Source organism: Brevundimonas sp. BAL450, assembly GCF_015767455.1.
GTDB lineage: Bacteria > Pseudomonadota > Alphaproteobacteria > Caulobacterales > Caulobacteraceae > Brevundimonas > Brevundimonas abyssalis.
The window spans coordinates 146,412-161,697 of sequence record NZ_JADWOW010000055.1 but is presented as its reverse complement, the minus strand read 5'-3'; the positions used below and the strand labels follow the sequence as shown (position 1 = coordinate 161,697).

The following is a 15,286-nucleotide window of genomic DNA, read 5'->3' as shown; positions in this document are numbered from 1 at the left end:
CGGCGGGGGATGCTTCCCTCGCGCGGTCATGATCGAGGGGGATGTGATGCGCAGATGGATCATCGTGGGCGCCGCGGCGCTGGCCGTCGCGGCCTGTGAGCGGCAGGCGGCCGAACCGCCGGTGGACGCCGAGCCGGTGGAGGCCGAGGCGACGGATCAGGCGGGCCGCCTGAGCGGTTTCAGCCACGAGGTCAGCCAGGATGTGTCGGGCTATTACATGCCTGCGACGCCTGTCGAGATCGGGACTTGGCGGCTGACCAACATCATCATCCTGCCGCAAAGCGACATGGAGGCCTGGGAGGGCGGCGAGCAGGGCGATGTCTATGGCCCGATCATGATCGAATTCGACGACACGGCCAGCCCGACCGGGATGAACGAGTTGGGCCAAGAGTATCACACGGTCTCGGCGCGCGTGCTGCCTGAGGCCTACGAGATCACCGACACGCGGGTGCGCTTCCGGGGCCGGTCGCCGGACGTGGGGATCGTCACCCTGGACGCCGAACTGGATGGGGACGCCCTGGGTCTGGCGCGCCGCAACCTGGGCTCCAGCGAGGGTCCGGTCCTGACCGGAACAATGACCGTCGGCGATCGCACCTTCGAGGGACAGTCGTTCCGTTGGTGGATGGGCGACTGAGCGGGGTCCGCCCCACTGGTCTGAATCTGACAATCCCGTTTCTGACCCCGATTTCACTTGGGTCCGCGCCGTCATTCGCGCGATAAGAGCGGCCTAGGATAAGGAGGGCTTCATGGTCACCTGGATTATCATCGGCGTCGTTGTCGTCGTACTGCTGTTTCTCGTCGTCGGCGCCTACAACAAGCTGGTGGCGCTGGATCAGGCCGCCGATCAGTCTTTCGCGGACATCGACGTGCAACTGCGTCAGCGTCAGGATCTGATCCCCAATCTGGTCGAGGCGGTGAAGGGATATGCGAGCCACGAACGCGGCACGCTTGAGGCCGTGACCCAGGCCCGCGCCGCCGCCCAGTCGGCCGGCAGCGTCAATGAGAAGGTCCAGGCCGAGAACATGCTGACCGCCGCCCTCGGGCGTCTGTTCGCGGTGGCCGAGGCCTATCCGGACCTGAAGGCCAGCACCAACTTCCTGCAGCTCCAGAACGAGCTGTCGGACATCGAGAACAAGCTGGCCGCCGCCCGCCGCTTCTTCAACAATGCGGTGGCCGAGTTCAACGCGGTGCGTCGTCAGTTCCCGACCATTCTCTTCGCCGCTGTGGTTGGCTTCGCCTCGGACAAGCCCTTCTTCGATCTGGGCGAGTCGGACCGCGCGGCCATGAACGCCGCGCCGCCCCAGGTGAAGTTCTAAGCCCTCATGGCGTTTTACGGTCAGGCCGTCGGGCTCAAGACCCACATCTGGGCCAACAACACCCGGTCGATCCTGCTGCTGGCGGGGTTCCCCGTGCTGCTGGTGGTGATCCTGTACGGGCTCCAGTTGGTACTGATGGGGTTCGGAGTCATCCCGAGCTCCGGCGGCGAGCTGGGTGACGACATGGCCCTGGCCGCCAGCATGCTGGGCTGGACCGTGCCCACGGCCCTGGGGATCGCCGCGATCTGGTTCGCCATCTCCTATTTCGGCAGCCAGGCCATGATCGACGCCATGACCGGGGCGAAGAAGGTCGAGCGGCGCGACGAGCCGGAGCTCTACAACCTGCTGGAAAATCTCTCCATCTCGCGCGGCATGCGTACGCCGACCCTGCGCATCATCGAGCGGCCTGAACTGAACGCCTACGCTTCGGGCCTGCATGAGGGCCGCTATTCCGTCACCGTCACGCGCGGCCTCATGGGCGCCCTGGACCGGGACGAGATGGAAGCCGTGCTGGCCCACGAACTGACCCACGTCATCAACAAGGACGTGCGCACCATGGTGATCGCCTCGATCTTCGCGGGCATCATCAGCGTCATGGCCGAGCTGGTGTTCCGGGGCCTGTTCTATTCGCGGGGCGGGCGCGGCGGAAACAACAAGAACGCGGGGCCCTTGATCCTGATCGGCCTGGCCATCGCCGTGATCGGCTTCGTGCTGGCGGCGGTGATCCGCATGATGCTGTCGCGCACCCGCGAATATGTGGCTGACGCGGGCGCCGCCGAACTGACCAAGAACCCGGACGCCATGATCTCCGCCCTGCGCAAGGTGTCAGGCCAGTCCAAGCTCGAGGCGCCCGACGAACTGCGCGGCATGTTCCTGGATAATCAGGAGAAGGGCGCCGGCTTCGCAGGCCTGTTCGCCACCCATCCGCCGATCGAGAAGCGCATCGACGCCCTGGTGCGGTTCGCGGGCGGGCGGGATCTGCCGCCGGTTGAGCCGCGAACGGCGCCGTCCACCTCGGTTCCGCCGACCTACTGAGCCGCGCCTGAGCCGCTGATCAGCGCCGAGCGCTCATCCGCCGTCAGCATGCGCCATTTCCCCTCTGGCAGGTCGCCCAGGGCCAGCGGGCCGATGCGGACGCGGTGCAGGTCGGTGACGCGCAACTCCACCAGATCGCACATGCGCCGAATCTGGCGGTTTCGGCCCTCGGTCAGGATGAAGCGCATCGTCTGGCCCTGCACCACCGTGACGCGGGCGGGCTTCAGCTGACGATCGTCCAGCTCCAGGCCGTGACGCAGCAGGCTCAGCTTGCGCTCGGTGATCGGGCCCCGGACGGTGACCAGATACTCCTTGTCCAGCTCGGACTGCGGCCCGATGACCGCCTTGGCCACGACGCCGTCGGTGGACAGCAGCAGCAGGCCTCGCGAATCCTCGTCCAGCCGCCCGATGGGGGGCAGGGACGCATCCTTGGCCGGGACTTGACCCGCGCCCATGCGGTTGGCGCCGGTCAGCAGGCGTACAGCCGGGATCTTGCCCGGCTCAGGCTGGCCCGAGACGTAGCCGACGGGCTTGTGCAGGACGATGGTGACGCCGGAGGCCAGTTCGGCCTCGGCGGCGTCGCTGAGGATCAGGGTCTGGCCCGGTTCGATCTTGCGGCCGGGGTCGGTGACCACCTCGCCGTCGATGCGCACCAGACCCTGGCCGATCAGGCCCTCGGCCTCGCGGCGCGAGCAGACGCCGGTCTGGCCCAGCCACTTGTTGATGCGGACGGGTTCGTCGCCGTCGTAGGTGCGGGTGAAGGCCATGGTCGGTCCGTGAAGCGGGAAGGCCCCTTTTGGCGGCGCGCAGTCTTCACGGCAAGGCTGTGCGGTTGACCCTAAGGGCCAAAGACCTATATCAGAAGCTATCCACATGACGGATCGCCTTGGCCCGCCCCGCGCTTGACGCGGCGGCGGCTCAACCCGTCGGCTCAACCCGTCATTTTCGTGTCTTTGACGCGAAAGCGTGAGGAAATGGACGGCGTCGTGCTGTCCGTCGACTTGAGATCAACCTTTCAGGAGAAGCATGAACGCTCAACGCAACGCCGGTAAATCTGGAAAACCCCGCGGCGGATTTCGCCGTGCACCCATTCGCGCCCGTGTGGGCCTGGCCATGCGCCGCTCGATGGACTTCGGCCCGCTGGGCGACGTCGAACAGCTGATGCAGTACGAAGGCATCTCCATGGCCCCCATCTCCACCGGCGACGCGAGCATGTCCGTCGGCGGCGTGACGGTGCTGCCGACCGCCAAGATGAGCGACATCGAGGACGGCTCCATGGCCGGCCTGATCATCCCGGGCGGCGCCCCGGATTCCGCCGCCGAGGAAAAGGTGGCCAACATGATCACCACGGCGCGCGCCAACGGCATGACGGTTCTGGCTTTCGGTGAAGGCGTCGCCCAGGCGGCCCGCGCCATGGACATCGACCCGGCCACCCTGGCCGATGCGCCGGGCGCGGTCATCGACAGCGAGGGCGCGACCCCGCTGATGACCCGCGAGCAACTGAGCCTGGTGGCCCAGACGCTGGGTTAAGTCTTTAGGCTAGACCTTGCGGAACAGCAGGCTGAGATTGTTGGCCGGCATCTCGACCCGCAGGGTCAGACGCAGGCCGTGATCCCGCGCCAGCTGCGAAACGTCTTCGAGAGCCCGCAATCCCCATTCGGGGTTGCGGGCTTTCAGATTCTGGTCGAAGTCCGCGTTTGACGGGGCCAGCGGAATGTCGGCCTCGCGGTAAGGGCCGTACAGATAAAGCAGGCCGCCAGGGACCAACACCTCGGCCGCCCCGCCCATCAGGCCCTCGGTTGCGCCCCACGGGCTGATATGGACCATATTGATGCAGACGACGGCGTGGAACGGACCGCTCGGCCACGTGGCCGGATCGGCGGCGTTCACGGGTTCCGCCGCCCGGAGATTGTCCAGTCCCGATGCCTTGCGCCACGTCTCGATCCCGTCGCGCCCCTCGGCGGACGGATCGCTGGGCGTCCAGTCCAGATCGGGCAGAGCGCGCGCGATGGCGGCGGCGTGCTGGCCCACGCCGGAGGCGATCTCGAGCACCCGTCCGCGTCCGGGCAGATGCGCCTTGAGAACCTGAAGGATGGGCCCGGTGTTTCGATCAGCGGCCGGGGAGGTCGGCGGGGCTATTGTCACCGCGACCCGTTCCACCGCTCAAGGAAGGCGACCTGTTCAGCCGTGGCGGCCGCCCGATCGGCCGCACGGGGCGCTGCGTCCGCAATGCCGTTCCGACAGACAGCATTTATGGTGAAGGCGGCCAGAGTGTGCGGGATGATGCCCGAGGAGGATTCTGGCCCGGTCGTCTCCACCAGCGTTTCACCCTGAAAGGTCCGGGTTTCCAGCACCGCGACGGTGCTGTCTCCGCAGACGTAACGCATCCGTCTCAGGGTCCAGCGTTCAGGGTCGGAGTCCATGGAAGCGGGCTGGTGCAGCATCATCTCCCAATGCTCGTTGATGTAATGTTCTTCGCTCTCGGGCGGCCCAGGGGCGTCGTTCTCGCTGATCCAGCCAATGACGGGCTGGCCCCCCGGATCATAAGGCACGCTCAGCATCATGGCCCATGGGCCAGTCGGATCTTCAGCCGGCTGTGCATTCGAGGCCCAGGCGACGAGCATGGCGGCTGTAGCGATGATGGCCGGCGTGATGCGCATGATGTCGTGCCTTCCTTGAACTCTGCGACTGTCGCTGGCGTGGCCGCTTAAGGCAAGATCATGCCCTTCGTTGTCAGCTCCCGGCGCCCGACGGGTCGAAATGTGCGCCGGTTGACGCCGCGTCAGAAGGGGTGTTTCTGCCATCGCGTAACACGGCGTGATCGTCGTGAGGCCACGGCGGCGACAGATCGCCGGGCCCGGAAGCTCAGGGAGACGTGCGTTGGACATCGAGATGATTCCGGGGCTTGAGGCCGTCCCGACGACACACCTAGGCCTGGTTCAATGGGTGGCCGAGATCGCCGCCCTGACCAGACCGGACCGGGTGCACTGGTGCGACGGGTCCCAGGCCGAGGCCGACGCCATCGCCGCCGATCTGGTCGCGCGCGGCACCCTGCGTCCTCTGAATTCCGAAACAAGGCCCGGCTGCTACTACGCCGCCTCGGACCCCAAGGATGTGGCGCGGGTCGAGAGCCGGACCTTCATCTGCTCGCAGGACGAGGCCGACGCCGGACCGACCAACAACTGGTCCGACCCGGTCGGTATGCGCGAGCGCCTGAACGGCCTGTTCGATGGCTGCATGGCGGGCCGCACCATGTATGTGGTCCCGTTCTGCATGGGGCCGCTTGGGTCGAAGATCAGCGCCCTGGGCGTGGAGATCACCGACAGCGGCTATGTGGCCCTGTCCATGCGGATCATGACACGCATGGGCCAGGCGGCGCTGGACCAGTTGGGCGAAGACGGGACCTTTGTGCCCGCCGTCCATACGCTGGGCGCGCCGCTGGCGCCTGGAGAGGAAGATGCGCCCTGGCCCTGCAACGACGAGAAGTGGATCGTGCATTTCCCCGAAACGCGGGAGATCTGGTCCTACGGCTCGGGCTATGGCGGCAACGCCCTGCTGGGCAAGAAGTGCTACGCCCTGCGCATCGCCTCGGTGATGGCCCGCGACGAGGGCTGGCTGGCCGAGCACATGCTGATCCTGAAGCTGACCGACCCCAAGGGGCGCGTGCACTATGTGGCCGCCGCCTTCCCCAGCGCATGCGGCAAGACCAATCTGGCCATGCTGCAGCCGACCCTGGACGGCTGGAAGGCCGAGACGGTGGGCGACGACATCGCCTGGATGCGCTTCGGCGACGACGGGCGGCTGTATGCGGTGAACCCGGAGGCCGGCTTCTTCGGCGTGGCGCCGGGCACCAGCCGCAACACCAACCAGAACGCGCTTGCGACCCTGACGAAGAACACCGTCTTCACCAATGTGGCCCTGACGGCCGACAACGATGTGTGGTGGGAAGGTCTGACCAAGGATGCGCCCGAGGGCCTGACCGACTGGAAGGGGCGGCCCTACGATCCGTCGTCCGGCGAACCGGCCGCGCACCCGAACTCGCGTTTCGCCGCCCCGGCTGAACAATGCCCGACCATTGCGCCCGAGTGGGAAGACCCGGCGGGCGTGCCGATCTCGGCCATCCTGTTCGGCGGCCGTCGGGCCAACGCGGTGCCGCTGGTGACCGAGGCCTTCGACTGGGAGCACGGCGTGTTCATGGGCTCCACCGTGGCGTCCGAAGGGACGGCGGCGGCGGAGAACCGGGTCGGCGAGCTGCGCCGCGATCCCTTCGCCATGCTGCCGTTCTGCGGTTACAACATGGGCGACTATTTCGCCCACTGGCTGGCGCTGGGCGAGAAGGCCGATGCGGCGAAGCTGCCGCGCATCTTCTTCGTCAACTGGTTCCGCAAGGATCAGGACGGCCGCTTCATCTGGCCGGGCTTCGGCGACAATGTGCGGGTGCTGAAGTGGATCACCCAGCGGCTGGAAGGCGAGGCCGAGGCGGTCGACACGCCTGTGGGCCATGTGCCCACAGCGGAGTCGCTGGATCTCACCGGCGTCGATCTGACGGAAGCGCAACTGGAGACCCTGCTGGACGTAGACCCCGAGGTCTGGAGCGAGGAGGCGGCCCTGATACCGGCCTTCTTCGAAAAGTTCGGCGACCGTCTGCCGAAGGCGCTGTGGCGACAGCACGAGGCCCTGATCAAACGGCTGGATCGCGCGCGGGCGGCGCGGATGGCGGCCGAATAGCTTGAAAAAGGACGCGCGTCGGTCGATGACGGCGCGTGTCATCATCCAGCGAAATTCTCATCATCGGCGCGGGCGTTCTGGGCCTGACCACCGCAGTTGAACTGACCCGGCGCGGACGGCGTGTGACCGTGGTCGATCCCGGCGGCGACAACGCCTCGTCGGTCGCGGCGGGCATGATCGCGCCCGCCATGGAAAGCGCCCTGGAGAACACGACGCGCGAGCGGGCCGAGATGTTGCGCGCCGCCCGTGACCTGTGGCCGGATTTCGCGGAGCGCCAGAGCCTCATGATCTCAGCCGAGGGCTCGGAGTGGCGCGGACCCGACGCCGCGGCGGTGGCCGAACGGCTGTTGGGAACGGGGTTTGCGGCCAGGGCGGAGAACGGCGTCGTCAGGACGCCGGAAGACTGGCGCATCGAGGCGGAACCCGCCCTGACGGCGCTCAGGGCTGCGCCGGGCGTCACCCTGGTTCAGGGTCGGGCGGCGCGTCTCGAGACGGAGCATGGATTCTGGCGTGTGGTGCTGGAGACCGGGCATGTGCTGTCGGCCGGCGCCGTCATTCTGGCGATGGGCGCCCATGCGGCCCCGGCCGGGCTGCCCCCCGAAGCCGCCCGTCTGCTCGGCCTGATTCGTCCTATCCGGGGCCAGCTGGAGCAACTCTTCGGACTCACCGTCGAATGCATGAGGCGGGGCCCGGGGGCCTATGTCGCGCCCATGGGCGGCGGCGTGATGGTGGGGGCCAGCATGGATTTCGATCGCCGCGACCTGACGCCCGACGCGGTCCAGGCCCGACAGATGCTGCAGGCCGCCGCGCGTTTCTTTGACCTGACGTCCATCGGCACGCGGCGGACCCGCGTGGGCGTCCGCGGCGCCTCGCCCGACGGCCTGCCCATGGCGGGGGCGCTGGGGGAGGGGTTGTTCGCCGCCCTGGCGCCGCGCCGCAACGGCTGGTTGCTGGCGCCGGCGGTGGCCCAGACGGTGACGGCGGCCGTCCAGGGCGAGCCGAAGACGGCCTTTGCGGCCGCCTTCGATCCCGTGCGGTTCTAGTTGAGCTGGAAGGTCAGGGGGATGGTGACCACGGCGCCTTCCACCGCCTGGCCGTTCACGGTGCGGGGGCTGAGGCGGAAGTGTCGCGACAGCTGCATGGCCGCCCGTCCGAAGCCGTGTCCGCCCGGCGTTTCAGACATCACCGAACAGCCGGTCAGACTGCCCCGCGCCGTGACCGAGCACTGCAGGGTGGCTGAGCCCTCGGTTCCGTCACGCATGGCGCGGTCCGGATAGGCCCGCGCCATCTGATCGGACGTTGGTCTGGCGATCCAGCGGGGGTTGGTGATCACGGGCGGTCCAACCGAGGGCGCGGCGGGCTGCGCTTGAGGTTCGACAACCGCACCAGGCGTCGGCGCGACGACGATAGGATCAAAATCGCCGACCGAGGGCGTGTCGAGGGGTGGGATCGCCAGGATTTCCCTCGGCTGAACAGGGTTCGGCGCCGGGCGGTGGATGGCCGTCGGGGGCGGCTGGGTCTGGGCGACCTCAGGTTCGGGCGGCCGCGGGCGCTGCATGATCTCGATGATCGTGGTCGGGGGCTCTGGCGTAGCTTCGGGCGCCCGCAGCTCGAATCTTTGCTGGTACAGCCACACGCCGGCGGCGCCGTGCACCAGAAGCGAGGCGCCCACCGCCAGCCAGACCCAGCGGGGAACCGGCCGCTTGCGGTTGTTGAAATCCAGCGGATGAACCGAACCGGCTCCGCCTGCGAGCTTCATCATCATGACGTCCACTCCCTTGTTCACAAAGGCCGGACCGCCGAGACCGACGTCCGACGAACGAAGTGTCGCGCCTGGGTTGTGGCGACTTTACGGCGGCGCTTGATCAGCAGACCGTGATGGCTGCGAGAGCCATCTGTGGATGGTAGGTGTTCGTTAACGAAGTTTAGGGTTTCGTTAACCAACGTAAACGACCGTCAACCTTATGAGCATCGCAGCGATTCCCTCATCCGGCGGCGTGGAGGCGGCCATTCGGCGCGCCTCCAGCGCGACCGGCGTGGATTTCGACTTCCTGATGCGTACGGCCCGGCGTGAAAGCGCGCTGAACCCCCAGGCCCAAGCACGCACATCCACGGCGGCGGGCCTGTTCCAGTTCATCGAACAGACCTGGCTGGCGACCCTGAAGCAGAACGGGCATCGGCATGGATACGGCCAGTACGCCGATCTGATCCATCGCGGTTCGGACGGGCGCTGGCGGGTGCAGGGCTCGGCCCGCAACGTGGTCATGGATCTTCGTTTCGACGCGCACGCCGCTTCTGTGATGGCGGCGGAGCTGACCGCGTCCAACGCGGCCTATCTGCGCGGACGCACGGGCCGTGAGCCGGGCGGCGGCGACCTCTATGCGGCGCATTTCCTGGGCCCGGCGGGCGCCGCGACCCTGATGGAGGCCATGGCCACGCGGCCCGGCGCTTCGGCGGCGGCGCTGTTCCCCCAGGCGGCGGCGGCGAACCGATCGATCTTCTACCGCAGCGGCCGCCCGGCGACGGTGGCCGAGGTTCACGCGAATCTGCAGCGCACGGCGGGCGATCATCCCGCTGTGGGCGTGCCGCAACCCTCAGCGCCGTCCCCGCCGCCGTTGAGCGACCAGGACCGCATGCTGGCTGCGCGCATGGACCGGCTCGCCCAGGACCAGAGCCTGCTGAACATGCTGCTGGGAACCCAGGGCGAAGGGGAGGCGACCACATTCCTGAAGGCGTTCGCGCCGCCGGAGGAATCGCGGCAGAGTTGATTGAGCGACGCTCGAAATGACGTTCCCAGCGTCAGGGTAAACGCGACCTTAAGGATAACGGCGACATTCTCGCGGCCTGATTTCCGGAAGCTCCCATGACCACCTCACGCGCCCGCCTGACCGACCTGGACCTTCACCGCCTGATCAAGAGCGGGGATGACGACGAACGGGCGACGGCGGCGCACAAGCTGTGCCGCACGATCGACCGCGCCGACCTCAGTTCTGCGGATCGGGAGGCGGCCGAGAAGATTCTGCGTGTGCTGGCCGGCGACGTGGCCGAAATGGTCCGTCGGGCCCTGGCGGTGACGCTGAAATCGTCAGACCTGTTGCCCCGTGATGTGGCGCGCCGCCTGGCGCGGGACGTGGACACCGTGGCCATGCCCATCATCGGTTTTTCTCCCGCCTTCACCGATGAGGACCTGATCGAGATCGTGCGCAGCGGCTCCTCCGCGCGGCAGGTGGCGGTGGCGTCACGGCCCAAGGTGTCCCGCGACGTGGCCGATGTCATCGCGTCTGATGCAGGGGAGCTGGCCGTTCGCGCCCTGGCGGCCAACGACAACGCCGACCTGTCGGAACGGAGCATGGGACGCGCTCTGGAAAGGTTCAGCCAGTCACCCGAGCTCGTGGCGGCCATGGCCTACCGGCCGGTGCTGCCCATGGCGATCACCGAGAAACTGATCGGCCTGGCCAGCGAGGCTGTGCGGGAACATCTGGTCACCCGTCATGCCTTGGCGCCCGAGACCGCCATTCAACTGGCCCAGTACACGCGTGAGCGGGCCACGGTTGACCTGATTGACCAGGCCGGAGCCAGCACCGACTTGCCGACCTTCGTGGCCACCCTGAACGCGCGCAAGGCGCTGAACGCCTCGTTGCTGCTGCGCGGTCTGGCGCGAGGGCAGATGGCCTTCTTCGAGCAGGGACTGTCGGAATTGGCAGGCGTGGCGCATGACCGGGCCTGGCTGATGATCCACGACGCCGGCCCTCTGGGCCTGAAGGCGATCTATGACCGGGCCGGGCTGCCCCCGCGTCTGTTCCAGGCGTTCCGGGCCGGGGTGGACACCTGGCGCGGCATGCAGGCGGAAGGCGTCGCGCTCAGCGGCGACCGGTTCCAGCAGCGCATGCTCGAACGCTTCCTCACCCAGCGGCCCAATACGCCGCGGGAGGATCTGACCTATCTGCTGGAGCGTCTGGACCGGGCGCCGGAGCCGGAGATGCTGGCCGCCAACGCGGCTTGAGGTCTACGCCTTGAAGGCGGCGACCTGGCCTTCCAGCTCTTCCGCGAGGGTGCGGCCGACCGGATGGTCGTCGGTCTGGATCTTGTCGCGCACGACCGCCTTGATGGCCTGGATATGGGCTTGCAGCAGAGGCAGCGGCGCCTCCATGCGCTGTTCGGCGTTGTCCAGCAGGCGGCACATGGAGCCGGCCAGGCGCGTCACCAGCGGATATTGATAGGTGCCGCCCAGACCCTTGAGGTCGTGAGCGCGGAAATAGAGCCCTTCGGCCGTGGCGGTCGTATAGCCCTCGGCCTGGATGGCGGCCCAGGCCGCGTCCATCTTGTCGAGTTCGTCCTGCAGCCAGGCGCCGAACTGGTCCGCCATGGCCGCCAGCGCTTCCTCCGCCTTGGCGATGGCGCCGGCGTCAATACCGCCGAACCCGCCGCCCACTTTCTGGCGGAGAGTGTTGGGGGGCTGGATGACCTGTGCGGACTTGTTCACGGCGAGACTCCAAGAGCAGTTCACCGCCAGTCTGGACCTCCAGGTTTAAGAAGGGGTGACTCAGGCGGTAAATTGTTCGGCCAGAACCCGTTCCTCGAACGAACGATCGGCGTCGAACAGCATGGTCAGGGCGATGTCCCGCCTTTCGCGCACCTCGACCTTGCGCACCCGTCGAACCTCGAAATTGTCCGCCACGGCGCTGACCGGACGCTTGTCCGCCTCGAGCACGTCAAAGCAGACTTCGGAACTGTGCGGCAGCAGGGCGCCCCGCCAGCGTCGGGGCCGGAAGGCGCTGATGGGAGTCAGGGCCAGGACCTTGGCGTCCAGCGGAATGATCGGGCCATGGGCGGAAAGATTGTAGGCCGTCGAACCGGCCGGGGTCGACACCAGCACGCCGTCGCAGATGAGTTCCTCAAGTCGGACCCGCTCATCGACCAGAATGCGCAGCTTGGCGCTCTGGCGTGTCTGGCGCAGCAGCGAGACCTCGTTGATGGCCAGACCGACCTGAACCTGGGCGTCGCTGGTCCAGGCCCGCATCTCCAGCGGATGAATGACGGTGGCGATGGCTCTGGTCAGGCGCTCGATCAGGGCGTCTTCGCCATAATCGTTCATGAGAAAGCCGACCGAACCCCGGTTCATGCCGAACACGGGAGTGCGTCGGTCGATGTGGGTGTGCAGCATCTCCAGCATGAAACCGTCGCCGCCCAGCGCCACGATCACGTCGGCGTCCTCCTCCGTGACGGAGGGATAGCGCCGGGCCAGGGCGTCGCGAGACGCCAGGGCCTCAGGCCGGTCACTGGCGACGAAGGCGATGCGCGGGGAGGGTGGAAGAATGCTCACAGCCCAGTGCAAGCGGACGCGGAGCCGGAAGTCAAACGCGCTCTGCCGATCAGGCGGCGCGATTGGCGCGGAAAGCCCGCGCAGCGCTTTCGCCCGAACGCTCCAGCAGCCTCGGCTTGCGCAACTCCCCGGCCGGCAAGCCGCCGCTGAGTTTGCGGATTTCGTCCAGCATCGCCGGGAAGACGGCCCGGTCGATCCCTACGGCGGCGCAGGCCAGCCTGAGCGGCTCCGGCGTGTCCGCCCGGACGGCGTCGCGAACCTGGGCCACGGCGAAACCGCCCATGATCGACAGGGCGTGCTCGAACAGGCTCAATCGCCCCTCCCGGATCGCGCGGATCAGATAGCCGGGCCGGAGCTGGCCCGAGGCGTCCATCTTGGCCACGAGCCGTCGTTCCATCTCGTCGCGGGCGGGATTGTCGTCCAGATCCGGGGGCGCGGCCTCACCCTTGCGGGCGTATGCGGCGCGCACCGCCTCGTCGATGGCGTCGCTGAGCGCCGGCGCGTCCACGCGGAAGCGGTCCTGGATGGCTTGCCGCAGGGCCTGGCCGACCCAGCCGTAAAGTTCCTGAGCCAGCTGGTCATTCATGGCCGGGTGCCGCACCAGGGGGGCGCGGAGAGCCGCGATGCGCTGTGACGCCTCCACCAGGCGGCGGACGGCGGCCTCGCTGACTTCCGCGGTCCGGTTCGCGGCCAGGGCGGTCATCACGGCGGGCTCGCCGCCTTCGATGATGGCGTCGGCGATGCGGCCGCTGATGCGCGGTCGGCGAGCAACCTCGATCTGGTGCTCGATGGTGCACTCCACCAGGATCTTCAGCAGCTCCTGATCCCTCAGAAGCGGGCTGGAGGCGATCACGGGGCGTGCGATTGCGATTTCGTCCAGGGCCAGGGTGTTGATCAGGGCCGGCGGCGCCCAGTCCGCCTTCGCAAGGCATTCCGAAAGGGTGCGGCGGATGTCCCGCTCGGCCCTGGCCGCCAGGGTCAGGAAGATCTCACTCAGCAGGGCGTGTGACGGGTCACCGGGGCGGGGCGGGTTGGCCTCGCACAGGGCGGCCACGCCGCGCAGCAGACGCTGCTGATCCGCGGTGTCGCGGCTTCGGGCCAGCGCCAGAAGGTCTGCGGGAGCGGGTTTGACGCTGGACAGTGCAGGGGCCACGGCACGCCTTTCGGGATTCGGCGGCGGACCGCCACGGGTCAGCTTTGCCGTCCGGGGAGTGAAAACGGGGTTAACGCACCGCTAACCTTGACGCTCGCGTCGTGTGGCGCGACGGTGCCTGGTCAGAGGGTTGCTTTGGGAGACGGTCATGGCCGACGGCGCATCGCCTTCGCTGAAATCCAAGGTTTCAGAGGCCGAGTGGCGAACGCGGGTTGAGCTGGCGGCGCTATACCGGCTGGTCGCCTTGCACGGGTGGGACGACATGATCTTCACCCATGTCTCGGCCCGTGTCCCCGGGCCCGAGCACCACTTCCTGATCAACCCCTATGGCTACTACTTCGACGAGATGACCGCCTCGCTGCTGGTCAAGGTCGATCTGGACGGCAACGTGGTTCAGGAGACCACGAACTTCATCAATCCGGCGGGATTCACCATTCACTCGGCGGTCCATGCGGCGCGCGAGGACGCAAAATTCGTCATCCACCTCCACACCGACGCCGGCGTGGCGGTGGCGGCGCAGAAGGAGGGCTTGCTGCCCCTCAGCCAGAACGCCTGCCTGCTTCAGCATCAGGTGGCCTATCACGGCTATGAGGGTCTTGCCCTGAACCATGACGAACGCGAACGTCTGGTGGCCGATCTTGGCGACAAATCTCTGATGTTGTTGCGCAATCACGGCACCCTGGCGGTGGGTGAGACGGCGGCTGCGGCCTGGGTGGGAATCTTCTTCCTGGAGCGGGCCTGCCGTCAGCAGATCGGCGCTCTCAGCGCGGGCCGGGACGGCGTTCTGCTCGCCCCGGACGCGGCTCAGGCCGAAACGAAGGAACAGGGCCAGGCGATCAGCTTCATCTCTTCGCTGGCGTGGCCCGGCGCCCTGCGCCAGCTGGACCGGCGCTCACCGGGATACGACGCCTGATCAGGGTCGTCAGCGGGGCGGCGGCCGCGCTGGCGGCCCTGGCGCCGCAGGTCGCCCACGCGGGCGCCTGGCCGACGCCCAAGGGCGAGACCCAGGTCATGGTCAAGGTCGAGAGCATGCGGGCTGAAGACGGCTTCGACCTGTCCGGCGCGCGCATGCCGTTGCCCGCCGAACAGGTCGATCGGGTGCTGGGCCTGTTCGTGGAATACGGCCTGACGGACCGGATCACCTTGCAGGCCAAAGGGGACTGGCAGGACGGGGAGGACGCCTTCGTCGATTATCAGGGGCGCGGGCCTGTCGAGCTGGGCGTTCGGGTCAATGTCTGGCGCGGCGACTGGACTGTGCTCAGCGTCTATGCGGGTCACGCCTGGGGCGGCGATGCGCGCAACGCCGTCTATGCGCCGCCGGGCGCCGGGAACAGCGATTGGGACCTGCGTGTGCTGGCGGGGCGATCCTTCGCCTGGCGCGGCGCCTTCGTCGAGCTGCAGGCGGCGCGGCGGCTGCGGGACGGGCTGCCGGACGAGACGCGCCTGGACCTGACCGCCGGAGCCGAGCTGGCTCCGGGCTGGAGTGTGCTCAATCAGGTGTTCGCAGGTCGCAGCGAACAGGGCAGCGAGTGGGCGAATCTTGAAACCTCCGTGGTGCGCACCTCCGGCGTCTGGAGCCTTCAGGCCGGGTGGCGCCAGACCGTGGCGGGCCGCAACGTCCCGGAGTCCCGCGGGCCCATACTGGCGGTCTGGCGTCGGTTCTGACAAAACGCATCCGAACGCGACGGATTCCGTAACTTCATCACGTTACTGCAATCGGGCTTGCCTCCA

17 protein-coding genes are annotated in these 15,286 nt (G+C 67.7%); 10 read left to right on the top strand and 7 right to left on the bottom strand.

Annotated elements, in window-relative coordinates; all coding sequences use genetic code 11:
* The first annotated feature begins 46 nt into the window (after positions 1 to 46).
* The 3 genes from IWC96_RS11185 (at position 47) to IWC96_RS11175 (ending at position 2,351) form a co-directional block, all read left to right on the top strand.
* Positions 47 to 634, top strand: a complete 588-nt coding sequence (locus tag IWC96_RS11185) for a hypothetical protein (protein ID WP_148291388.1) — start codon at positions 47 to 49, stop codon at positions 632 to 634.
* A gap of 112 nt (positions 635 to 746) precedes the next feature.
* Positions 747 to 1,316 (top strand): LemA family protein, encoded by a 570-nt coding sequence (locus IWC96_RS11180; protein ID WP_021696041.1) that lies wholly within the window; start codon positions 747 to 749, stop codon positions 1,314 to 1,316.
* A gap of 6 nt (positions 1,317 to 1,322) precedes the next feature.
* Entirely contained in the window at positions 1,323 to 2,351 is a 1,029-nt protein-coding gene (locus tag IWC96_RS11175) for a M48 family metallopeptidase (protein ID WP_021696042.1), read from the top strand.
* Here IWC96_RS11175 and IWC96_RS11170 read toward each other — a convergent pair.
* A complete protein-coding gene (locus IWC96_RS11170; protein WP_021696043.1) occupies positions 2,345 to 3,118 on the bottom strand; it encodes a pseudouridine synthase in 774 nt (257 codons plus the stop codon). The genes IWC96_RS11175 and IWC96_RS11170 overlap by 7 nt on opposite strands.
* Positions 3,119 to 3,464: 346 nt before the next feature.
* On the opposite strand from IWC96_RS11170, the gene IWC96_RS11165 reads away from it, so the two are divergent.
* The gene (locus IWC96_RS11165) at positions 3,465 to 3,881 is read left to right on the top strand and encodes a hypothetical protein (protein WP_045318627.1); all 417 of its coding nucleotides are present in this window, start codon (positions 3,465 to 3,467) and stop codon (positions 3,879 to 3,881) included.
* Between the two features lie 9 nt (positions 3,882 to 3,890).
* Here the strand turns inward: IWC96_RS11165 and IWC96_RS11160 are convergent, their stop codons facing one another.
* Complete coding sequence (locus tag IWC96_RS11160) at positions 3,891 to 4,496, bottom strand: DUF938 domain-containing protein (protein ID WP_242397008.1); 606 nt, start codon at positions 4,494 to 4,496, stop codon at positions 3,891 to 3,893.
* The gene (locus tag IWC96_RS11155; protein ID WP_021696047.1) at positions 4,493 to 5,011 is read right to left on the bottom strand and encodes a hypothetical protein; all 519 of its coding nucleotides are present in this window, start codon (positions 5,009 to 5,011) and stop codon (positions 4,493 to 4,495) included. The genes IWC96_RS11160 and IWC96_RS11155 overlap by 4 nt, the downstream gene beginning before the upstream one ends.
* A gap of 232 nt (positions 5,012 to 5,243) precedes the next feature.
* On the opposite strand from IWC96_RS11155, the gene IWC96_RS11150 reads away from it, so the two are divergent.
* Positions 5,244 to 7,079, top strand: coding sequence for a phosphoenolpyruvate carboxykinase (GTP) (locus IWC96_RS11150; RefSeq protein ID WP_045318628.1), 1,836 nt, complete (start codon positions 5,244 to 5,246; stop codon positions 7,077 to 7,079).
* Between the two features lie 35 nt (positions 7,080 to 7,114).
* On the top strand, positions 7,115 to 8,122 hold the full coding sequence (locus tag IWC96_RS11145; protein WP_021696049.1) for an FAD-binding oxidoreductase: 1,008 nt from the start codon (positions 7,115 to 7,117) through the stop codon (positions 8,120 to 8,122).
* Here IWC96_RS11145 and IWC96_RS11140 read toward each other — a convergent pair.
* Complete coding sequence (locus IWC96_RS11140; RefSeq protein WP_231379014.1) at positions 8,119 to 8,844, bottom strand: energy transducer TonB; 726 nt, start codon at positions 8,842 to 8,844, stop codon at positions 8,119 to 8,121. The genes IWC96_RS11145 and IWC96_RS11140 overlap by 4 nt on opposite strands.
* 199 nt (positions 8,845 to 9,043) lie before the next feature.
* On the opposite strand from IWC96_RS11140, the gene IWC96_RS11135 reads away from it, so the two are divergent.
* Complete coding sequence (locus IWC96_RS11135) at positions 9,044 to 9,847, top strand: transglycosylase SLT domain-containing protein (protein WP_021696051.1); 804 nt, start codon at positions 9,044 to 9,046, stop codon at positions 9,845 to 9,847.
* Between the two features lie 95 nt (positions 9,848 to 9,942).
* A complete protein-coding gene (locus IWC96_RS11130) occupies positions 9,943 to 11,082 on the top strand; it encodes a DUF2336 domain-containing protein (protein WP_021696052.1) in 1,140 nt (379 codons plus the stop codon).
* Between the two features lie 3 nt (positions 11,083 to 11,085).
* On the opposite strand, the gene IWC96_RS11125 is transcribed toward IWC96_RS11130, so the two are convergent.
* From IWC96_RS11125 to IWC96_RS11115, 3 genes are read right to left on the bottom strand one after another with little or no spacing between them, the layout of a single operon-like run.
* On the bottom strand, positions 11,086 to 11,562 hold the full coding sequence (locus IWC96_RS11125; protein ID WP_021696053.1) for an Hpt domain-containing protein: 477 nt from the start codon (positions 11,560 to 11,562) through the stop codon (positions 11,086 to 11,088).
* A gap of 60 nt (positions 11,563 to 11,622) precedes the next feature.
* Positions 11,623 to 12,396: an NAD kinase gene (locus IWC96_RS11120; RefSeq protein ID WP_370541138.1), complete on the bottom strand. Its 774-nt coding sequence runs from the start codon at positions 12,394 to 12,396 to the stop codon at positions 11,623 to 11,625.
* A 55-nt stretch (positions 12,397 to 12,451) separates the two neighbouring features.
* Complete coding sequence (locus tag IWC96_RS11115) at positions 12,452 to 13,555, bottom strand: DUF2336 domain-containing protein (RefSeq protein WP_021696055.1); 1,104 nt, start codon at positions 13,553 to 13,555, stop codon at positions 12,452 to 12,454.
* A gap of 148 nt (positions 13,556 to 13,703) precedes the next feature.
* Between IWC96_RS11115 and IWC96_RS11110 the strand changes: the two genes are divergently transcribed.
* Both IWC96_RS11110 and IWC96_RS11105 read left to right on the top strand, forming a co-directional pair.
* Positions 13,704 to 14,468, top strand: a complete 765-nt coding sequence (locus IWC96_RS11110; protein ID WP_021696056.1) for a class II aldolase/adducin family protein — start codon at positions 13,704 to 13,706, stop codon at positions 14,466 to 14,468.
* The gene (locus tag IWC96_RS11105) at positions 14,414 to 15,220 is read left to right on the top strand and encodes a hypothetical protein (RefSeq protein WP_242397010.1); all 807 of its coding nucleotides are present in this window, start codon (positions 14,414 to 14,416) and stop codon (positions 15,218 to 15,220) included. Before IWC96_RS11110 ends, IWC96_RS11105 begins: the two co-directional genes overlap by 55 nt.
* Positions 15,221 to 15,286: the final 66 nt, after the last annotated feature.

Bases quoted from the DNA above. Each gene is read 5' to 3' on its own strand.
- IWC96_RS11150 (WP_045318628.1), top strand. From the start codon at position 5,244: ATGATTCCGGGGCTTGAGGCCGTCCCGACGACACACCTAGGCCTGGTT.
- IWC96_RS11180 (WP_021696041.1), top strand. From the start codon at position 747: ATGGTCACCTGGATTATCATCGGCGTCGTTGTCGTCGTACTGCTGTTT.
- IWC96_RS11185 (WP_148291388.1), top strand. From the start codon at position 47: ATGCGCAGATGGATCATCGTGGGCGCCGCGGCGCTGGCCGTCGCGGCC.
- IWC96_RS11110 (WP_021696056.1), top strand. From the start codon at position 13,704: ATGGCCGACGGCGCATCGCCTTCGCTGAAATCCAAGGTTTCAGAGGCC.
- IWC96_RS11155 (WP_021696047.1), bottom strand. From the start codon at position 5,011: ATGCGCATCACGCCGGCCATCATCGCTACAGCCGCCATGCTCGTCGCC.
- IWC96_RS11140 (WP_231379014.1), bottom strand. From the start codon at position 8,844: ATGATGATGAAGCTCGCAGGCGGAGCCGGTTCGGTTCATCCGCTGGAT.
- IWC96_RS11170 (WP_021696043.1), bottom strand. From the start codon at position 3,118: ATGGCCTTCACCCGCACCTACGACGGCGACGAACCCGTCCGCATCAAC.
- IWC96_RS11135 (WP_021696051.1), top strand. From the start codon at position 9,044: ATGAGCATCGCAGCGATTCCCTCATCCGGCGGCGTGGAGGCGGCCATT.
- IWC96_RS11130 (WP_021696052.1), top strand. From the start codon at position 9,943: ATGACCACCTCACGCGCCCGCCTGACCGACCTGGACCTTCACCGCCTG.
- IWC96_RS11165 (WP_045318627.1), top strand. From the start codon at position 3,465: ATGCGCCGCTCGATGGACTTCGGCCCGCTGGGCGACGTCGAACAGCTG.
- IWC96_RS11175 (WP_021696042.1), top strand. From the start codon at position 1,323: ATGGCGTTTTACGGTCAGGCCGTCGGGCTCAAGACCCACATCTGGGCC.